This window comes from Flavobacterium sp., assembly GCF_044338735.1.
Lineage (GTDB): Bacteria > Bacteroidota > Bacteroidia > Flavobacteriales > Flavobacteriaceae > Flavobacterium.
In genome coordinates this window covers 1-8,160 of the sequence record NZ_JBIIWV010000097.1, presented here as the reverse complement: position 1 = coordinate 8,160, position 8,160 = coordinate 1, and the positions used below count along the sequence as shown (strand labels likewise).

The following is an 8,160-nucleotide window of genomic DNA, read 5'->3' as shown; positions in this document are numbered from 1 at the left end:
CTTGTGATTCCATAATTGATAGTTATTTCACCATGCCAAAAGGTAAATGGGGAATTGATGCCGATTGGTCGCCTAAAAACTCTGATGGCAATTATCGAGGAACTATTACGTTGCAAAAAGCATTAGCTAATTCCATCAATACCGTTTCTGCAAAACTAATTGACCGAGTGGGTCCACAAGCAGTTGCGGATATGGCAAAAGAATTAGGAGTTACTTCAAAAATTCCAGTTCAACCTTCAATTGCATTAGGAGCAGTGGATATTACAGTAGAAGAAATGGTAGGTGCTATGAGTACATTTGCCAATCAAGGGGTATATGTAAAACCTACTTTTATTATAAAGATTGAAGATAAAAACGGAGTCGTAATTGATCAACCCATTCCGTATCAAAAAGACGTTGTTAACAAAGATGTTGCCTATGCCGTTGTAAAATTAATGGAAGGTGTTAAAGAATCAGGAACAGGTGCCCGTTTAAAATATGGCGGCGGCGGATTCATTCAGTACGATTACAGTTTTGCTAATCCAGTTGCTGGAAAAACAGGAACTTCTCAAAATAATTCTGACGGATGGTTTATCGGTATGGTGCCTAATTTAGCCACGGGTATTTGGGTGGGTAACGAAGACCGAGCAGCTCACTTTAGATCCACACATATGGGGCAAGGAGCCACAACAGCATTGCCTATCTGGGGAATTTTTATGAAAAAATGTTATGCCGATAGCGATTTAGATGTCTCACGCGAACCTTTTGAAAAACCTGAAAACTTATCAATTAAAGTAGATTGTTGGACCCCTAAAAAAGTAGTCGATTCCACGGAGGTTCCTACAGACGAACCCAATATGGATGAATTTCAAGGACTATAAAAACGACATTAAATAATATGATTTCAAGAAAAGTAAACAACGTACAAGAAGCACTTGAAGGAATTCAAGATGGACAAACCATTATGTTAGGTGGATTTGGACTTTGTGGTATTCCCGAAAACAGCATTGCTGAATTAGTAGAAAAAAATATTACAAATTTAACCTGCATTTCAAACAATGCCGGCGTAGATGATTTCGGATTGGGATTATTATTACAAAAGCGTCAAATTAAGAAAATGATTTCTTCTTATGTAGGCGAAAATGCCGAATTTGAACGCCAAATGCTTTCGGGTGAATTAGATGTAGAACTTACACCGCAAGGCACTTTAGCCGAAAAATGTCGTGCCGCACAAGCTGGAATTCCTGCGTTTTTTACACCTGCTGGTTTCGGAACAGAAGTAGCAGAAGGAAAAGAAACACGCGAATTCAATGGAAAAATGCACGTAATGGAATTGGCCTATAAAGCCGATTTTTCTATCGTAAAAGCTTGGAAAGGTGACGAAGCGGGTAATTTAATTTTCAAAGGAACCGCTCGAAATTTCAATGCGTGTATGGCAGGAGCAGCAAGAATTACTATCGCTGAGGTAGAAGAATTAGTGCCAGCCGGAACATTGAATCCAAACGAAATTCATATCCCAGGAATTATGGTAAATCGTATTTTTCAAGGGGAAAAATTTGAAAAAAGAATTGAGCAAAGAACAGTGAGACAAAAGTAATTTGAAGATTTTTTAATTTGAAAATTTGAAGATGAGAAGCGATAAAGATAATTTAATTGTAAAATTAACATTCGATTTAGCTCTTGAAATAATTAGTTTTTCAGAAGAAATTAGAAAAACAAATCGTTTTGAAATGGCCTCTCAAATTTTCAGAAGCGGAACTTCAATTGGGGCTAATATAAGAGAAGCCCAAAACGCCGAAAGCAAAGCTGATTTTATACACAAGTTTAAAATCTCAGCAAAGGAAACAGATGAACTACAATTTTGGTTAGAACTCTGCCAAAAATCAGAATTTTATCCAAGTCCTAATGAAGAATTATTTAAAAAAGTACAATCCATAAATTTGATAATTTCTAAAATCATATCTTCTTCAAAGAAGCGTTAATTTTCAAATCATCAAATTTTCAAATCATCAAATAATACATGGCTTTAGATAAAAATCAAATCGCACAACGAATCGCCCAAGAAGTAAAAGACGGGTACTACGTAAATTTAGGAATTGGAATTCCAACTTTAGTAGCGAATTATGTTCGTACGGATATTTCGGTGGAATTTCAATCAGAAAATGGTGTATTAGGCATGGGCCCGTTCCCTTTTGAAGGAGAAGAAGATGCCGATATCATCAATGCAGGAAAACAAACGATTACTACCTTACCAGGAGCAAGTTTCTTTGATTCTGCTTTTAGTTTCGGAATGATTCGTGCGCAAAAAGTAGATTTAACGATTTTAGGCGCGATGGAAGTTTCCGAAAACGGCGATATTGCCAATTGGAAAATTCCAGGAAAAATGGTAAAAGGCATGGGTGGCGCTATGGATTTAGTGGCTTCCGCAGAAAATATTATCGTTGCGATGATGCACGTCAATAAAGCTGGGGAATCGAAAATCTTAAAGAAATGTTCACTGCCTTTAACCGGAGTAGGTTGTGTGAAAAAAGTCGTTACCGAATTAGCGGTTTTAGAAGTTACCTCAAATGGTTTCAAATTATTAGAAAGAGCGCCAGGTGTTTCAGTAGAAGACATCATTAAAGCAACAGAAGCGAATTTAATCATTGAAGGAGAAATTCCGGAAATGAGTATATAATTAATCAATTTGAAGATTTGAAAATTTGAAAATGGACTACTCGGGTGGTTTCATTTTCAAATTTTCAAATTTTTTCATTTTCAAATCAAACTATGTTTCCAAAAGTAATTCTAAAATCAGGTAAAGAAAAATCCATTCAACGTCGTCATCCTTGGATTTTCAGCGGTGCGGTGTATGGCGTAAGTCGGGAAATACACGATGGTGAAATGGTAGATGTAGTGGATTCGCAAAACAATCATTTAGGCACAGGTTATTTTAGTGATAAAGGAAGTATTGTGGTGCGTATTTTAACGTTTGCCGATGAAATATTTTCTGAAAACTTTTGGGCAATCAAACTACAATCGGCTTGGTATTTGCGTACTCAACTATTGGATTTTGATGTAACGAATGCTTTTCGTGTCATTCATGGAGAAGGTGATGGCATTTCGGGATTAATTATTGATTATTACGATAAAAATTGGGTCATTCAAGCGCACTCTACGGGAATTTTTCTTCAAATGGAGCAAATTGCTGCAGCGATTAAATCTAATTTTTCGGAGCATTGCGAAACCATTTATTGTAAAAGTTCGGGAACATTACCAAATACGGGTACCGATTATTTCTTATTTGGAAACAAAGCCGAAACGGTTGCAAAAGAGAACCACATTTTATTTTCTGTAAATTGGGTAGAAGGTCAAAAAACAGGTTTCTTTTTAGACCAACGCGACAATCGAAAATTATTAGGTGAATTTTCAAAAGGCAAAAAAGTATTAAATACGTTTTGCTACACAGGCGGATTTTCTATTTATGCGATGCACGCTGGAGCGGAATTAGTAACTTCGGTAGATATTTCTCAAAAAGCGGTAGATTTAGCGGCTAGTAATATGGAATTAAACTTTCCAAAAGCCAACCATACAGCAGTTGCCGATGATGTGTTCAACTTCATGAAAGAACACACGCAGCAATACGATGTGATTGTGTTAGACCCACCCGCTTTCGCTAAAAGCATCAAAAGCAAACATACGGCAACGCAAGCGTACAAACGTCTAAATATTGCAGGTTTAAAAGCTTTAGCGCCTAACGGAATTTTATTCACGTTTTCGTGTTCGCAAGTCATTGACGATGTTTTGTTTTACAATACCGTTGCCGCAGCAGCCATAGAAACAGGAAGAAATATCAGAGTGTTACATAAATTAGAACAAGGCCCAGACCACCCAACCAACATTTACCACCCGGAAGGGCATTATTTAAAAGGATTGGTGTTGTTTGTAGAGTAGGTTTTGAGTGAGTAGTTCATAACTAGTTATCTTCCTAGAAGGTTTTCAAAGCCTTGCAGGAGAAAATTTTAACCTTTTCAGCGTTTCAAAATCTAAGAGGGTTCGCTATTATTTAGAGAATTCCACGGTTTTTAATTTGTTCCAATTTCCTCTAGTAAAATCTGGAATTTCAACAGGTGCAGAATTGTTATCAAGTGAAATAGCAGTTAGCGGTCCAAGGCAACTCCATTCGGCTAAATCATATACATCCATATCTAAGGGTAACCCGTTTTGTAAACAATAAATCAATCGGTAGTCCATAATAAAATCCATTCCTCCGTGACCTCCTACTTCTTTTGCTTTTTCTTCAATGTCCACAACAATCGGATTTTTATATTTTATCATCAAGGCTTTTTTTACCTCGTCGGGCATGTAGCTGTGTGCCGATAATTTTTTATGTCCAGGCACAATATCTGAACCTACTTGCTCTTCGTCTATCGCATATCCTTCATAAGGATATTTATTAGCAAAACCCTTTGTACCGCTTAATTGATACATTCTTGTATAAGGACGTGGAGAAGTTACATCATGTTGAATTTGAATTGTTTTCCCATTTTCTGTACGAATCATAGTCATTGTATGGTCACCACTTTTAAAATCGGTAACGGTTTCTCCTGTCTTTTGTTTAATGTAAGCAGGATTTCCTACTGCCTTTGTATCCATTGAGACTAAATAGTTCATTTTGTCACCTCTATGAATGTTTAGAGCCAAACAAGCAGGGCCCATTCCGTGCGTTGCATATAAATCGCCTCGATGTTTACGGTTATAATCCATTCGCCAATTGTTCCAATATTCACCCCAATAAGGTTGAAGTCCATGAATGTAGGAACCTTCTGCGTGAAGAATTTCACCAAAAATACCTTTTTGCGCCATATTTAGTGTGGTTAGTTCAAAAAAATCATACACACAATTTTCTAATTGAATACAATGTTTTCTTGTTTTTTCTGAGGTATCTATTAACTCCCAAATTTCTTTCATGGTTAATGCACCGGGTACTTCTATAGCTACGTGTTTCCCATCTTTCATCGCTTGGACGCCAATGGGTGCATGATTTAACCAATCGGTTGCAATATAAACTAAATCAACATTTGGCAATTTTGTTACTTCTTTCCAGGCGTTTTCTCCATAAAATTCTTTTGCTTTTGGAAAACCTAATTTAACAAGTGCTTCATTTGAGGCTTTTGTACGTTCTGGAAGCATATCACAAAGCGCTACAATTTCTACTCCTTTGATATAGGTCATTCGTTCTACGGCATCGGCACCTCTCATTCCTAAACCAATAAAAGCAACACGAACTACAGGTAAAGCAGGAGCAGCCATTCGTAATACATCGGTTTGTCCTTTAGCTCGAGCCGGTGTTTTTGTTTTAATTAATTGTGCACTTCCTAAAGAAGTAATTAATAAAAAAAACAGAACAAATACTGAGTTGAATGGGTTTTTCATAATATAAAGTTTTGATGGGAAAAGAATCAAATATAAAAATTTTATTTAACAAATTATAGTTTAAAATATGCGCTTACTTGCTCTAGTAATTTAAGTTGCGTTTTGGTTCGAACTAAATTTTGCAATTCATATTGGGTAGAATAGTATGGATCATTGATAAGAAAATCACCTAAAAAACGACAACTTTGTTCAAATAGCAATAAAGGCAAGCTTAAGTGAATGTTTTCAAGCTCTTCTTTTGTTAAAAAACCTTTAGCAATATCTAAATAGGCTTTCATAAATGCTTCATAAATAATATGGTCAAAATTGACTTTTTCCAATTCTTTTTCTTCTTCAGTTGCAGTATTAGCTCCAGATCGCATCGCATCACCTACATCATGTAAAATGCTACCAGGCATTAACGTATCAAAATCAATTAAACAAATAATGGATCCAAAATCTTCAAAAAGCATATTGCTTATTTTGGTATCATTATGCACAACTCTAAGCGGAATTATTCCTTCTTGAATAGCTGTTGCAATTTTTTTAATTTTAGGATAAAAAAGCTGTAATTTTTTGATTTCATCTTTAGCCAATACTAATCGATCAGCATTTGCTTTTGCTACATTCTCTAAAAAATCAGTATAGCGTTTACAAGTATTATGAAAATCAGGAATAGTATATTCTAATTCATCCAATGGAAAATCTAATAACGCTTCATGGAATTGTGCTAAATGTTCACCTGCTTTTGCCGCTACCTCAGTAGAATCTATTCGATCTTTTACGGTTGAAGGTATAAAGCAAGATAATTGCCAAATATCTGCACCCTCTTTGACATAAAACAATCCTTTTCTTGAACGGAGATAAGTAATAGTAGGAAATTGTTTTGATTCAAGAAAATGGCAAATTTTAATTTTATTATTTAAAAGCGCACTACTATTTTTAAAGACATTTTGATTCAATTGCTGCACTATAAAATCGCCTTTGTCGGTAGATATTTTGTAGGTATTATTAATTAATCCACTTTGAATAGTTGTTATTTCTTGAATATCTATAGCATCAAAAAAGGCCTCCGTTATTTTTATTAATTGCTCCTTCATAGTACTGTTTTGTATGTTCCATCCAGATGCAATTTTTGCAATAATTTAGCAGCAATCTCTTTATCTTCTTGATATGTAATTCCAATCCACGTTTCATCAGTAGGAATAATTTTGACTTGGTAGATTTCCTTTTTTGTCATGGCAGCAACAACATTAGGTAATTGATATTCAAGCGATTGATTTGTTTTCCAATGTACTATAAAATCGCTCAAATCGTTTTCTAAGTAGTTAAAAATTTCCGTAGTAAACCCCCACATATTCATGGAAACTAAAGCGTCTTTTTCTAGCTTTGTTTTTTGCCCATTTTCATTTGGATAAAAAATGCCTTCATCTGAAAATTCTATTTTTTCTCTTTCAGAAGAATTAATTAACATCCCATTTTCCATTTGAATTTCTGCCCGATTTACAGTTCCGTTTTGAGACAGTGTTTTATAAACTGGGAAAACCACTGCGCAGGGAGTAGTGTTTTGAGATAAATGAGAATAAGCTAAAGCAAACGAGTTTTGACCATAGAAATCATCGGCGTTAATTAGTAAAAAATTACTATCAATTTTTTTTCGAGCACACCAAAGCGCATGAGCAGTGCCCCATGGCTTAGTGTTTTTGTATACAGCATTATTGATTTTTATTGTATTTTCCTGAATCACAAAAGAAACAGGCAATTTTTTTTGTGCAATATATCGTTCGGTTAAAAATGGAATCATTAATTCTTGAACAATTAAAATCACCTCTTTAAATCCTGCGTTTAAAGCGTCATGAATGGAATAATCCATAATGATTTCTCCATTAGGACCTATTTCTTCTAATTGTTTCAATCCTCCAAAACGAGAACCTAATCCAGCCGCTAAAATTAATAGAGTTGGCTTCAATACCTAATTTGATTTAAAATAGTATAGTTAATCTGACTTAGTTTTTCCGTTTTATAAATTCATAAAAAAATCATTTCCTTTATTATCGGTAATAATAAACGCTGGAAAATCTTTCACCGTTATTTTACGAACGGCTTCCATACCTAATTCTTCAAAATCAACAACTTCTACAGATAAGATATTTTCTTTTGCTAAAATAGCAGCAGGACCACCAATCGAACCTAAATAGAATCCGCCGTGTTTTTTACAAGCGTTCATTACGTCTTTGCTACGATTCCCTTTGGCAAGCATAATCATACTTCCGCCAGCGGCTTGGAATTCATCTACATAAACGTCCATTCTTCCTGCGGTGGTTGGTCCAAAACTTCCTGATGGCATTCCGTCTGGAGTTTTTGCTGGACCTGCGTAATATACCGGATGGTTTTTGAAATACTCTGGCATTGCTTTTCCAGCGTCTAATAATTCTTTTATTTTTGCATGTGCAATATCACGAGCTACAATCAACGTTCCGTTTAATTTCAAACGTGTTTTGATGGGATATTTTGATAATTCAGCTAAAATTTCAGCCATTGGTTTGTTTAAATCAACTTCTACCGCTGGCTCTAAATGAGGCGCAGTTGTTGGTAAAAACTGACTTGGGTTGGTTTCCAATTGTTCTAAGAAAATACCATCTTTTGTAATTTTTCCTTTGATATTTCTATCTGCCGAACAAGAAACACCCATTCCAACTGGGCAAGATGCCGCATGACGAGGCAAACGAATCACACGAACGTCATGGGTTAAATATTTTCCGCCAAACTGGGCTCCAATTTGACTTT

Annotated in this window: 9 protein-coding genes; 5 read left to right on the top strand and 4 right to left on the bottom strand. The window is 35.4% G+C overall.

Features of this window, described 5'->3' with window-relative positions:
• The 5 genes from ACIQZC_RS07350 to ACIQZC_RS07330 all read left to right on the top strand — a co-directional run.
• A partial coding sequence (locus tag ACIQZC_RS07350) for a transglycosylase domain-containing protein (RefSeq protein WP_396138587.1) occupies nt 1–860 on the top strand: 860 nt, incomplete at its 5' end.
• A gap of 17 nt (nt 861–877) precedes the next feature.
• Entirely contained in the window at nt 878–1,576 is a 699-nt protein-coding gene (locus ACIQZC_RS07345; protein WP_291242732.1) for a CoA transferase subunit A, read from the top strand.
• A gap of 31 nt (nt 1,577–1,607) precedes the next feature.
• Entirely contained in the window at nt 1,608–1,961 is a 354-nt protein-coding gene (locus ACIQZC_RS07340) for a four helix bundle protein (RefSeq protein WP_396138586.1), read from the top strand.
• Nucleotides 1,962–1,999: 38 nt separating this feature from the next.
• Nucleotides 2,000–2,656: a CoA transferase subunit B gene (locus ACIQZC_RS07335; protein WP_396138585.1), complete on the top strand. Its 657-nt coding sequence runs from the start codon at nt 2,000–2,002 to the stop codon at nt 2,654–2,656.
• Between the two features lie 92 nt (nt 2,657–2,748).
• Complete coding sequence (locus tag ACIQZC_RS07330; protein ID WP_396138584.1) at nt 2,749–3,912, top strand: class I SAM-dependent rRNA methyltransferase; 1,164 nt, start codon at nt 2,749–2,751, stop codon at nt 3,910–3,912.
• Nucleotides 3,913–4,020: 108 nt separating this feature from the next.
• On the opposite strand, the gene ACIQZC_RS07325 is transcribed toward ACIQZC_RS07330, so the two are convergent.
• From ACIQZC_RS07325 to ACIQZC_RS07310, 4 genes are all read right to left on the bottom strand, one after another.
• Complete coding sequence (locus ACIQZC_RS07325) at nt 4,021–5,394, bottom strand: Gfo/Idh/MocA family protein (RefSeq protein ID WP_396138583.1); 1,374 nt, start codon at nt 5,392–5,394, stop codon at nt 4,021–4,023.
• Nucleotides 5,395–5,447: 53 nt separating this feature from the next.
• Nucleotides 5,448–6,473, bottom strand: a complete 1,026-nt coding sequence (locus ACIQZC_RS07320) for a phosphotransferase enzyme family protein (RefSeq protein ID WP_396138582.1) — start codon at nt 6,471–6,473, stop codon at nt 5,448–5,450.
• Nucleotides 6,470–7,342, bottom strand: coding sequence for an NDP-sugar synthase (locus ACIQZC_RS07315; RefSeq protein WP_396138581.1), 873 nt, complete (start codon nt 7,340–7,342; stop codon nt 6,470–6,472). The genes ACIQZC_RS07320 and ACIQZC_RS07315 overlap by 4 nt, the downstream gene beginning before the upstream one ends.
• Nucleotides 7,343–7,393: 51 nt before the next feature.
• Nucleotides 7,394–8,160: FumA C-terminus/TtdB family hydratase beta subunit (locus ACIQZC_RS07310; protein ID WP_396138580.1), on the bottom strand; the 767-nt coding region annotated here is incomplete at its 5' end.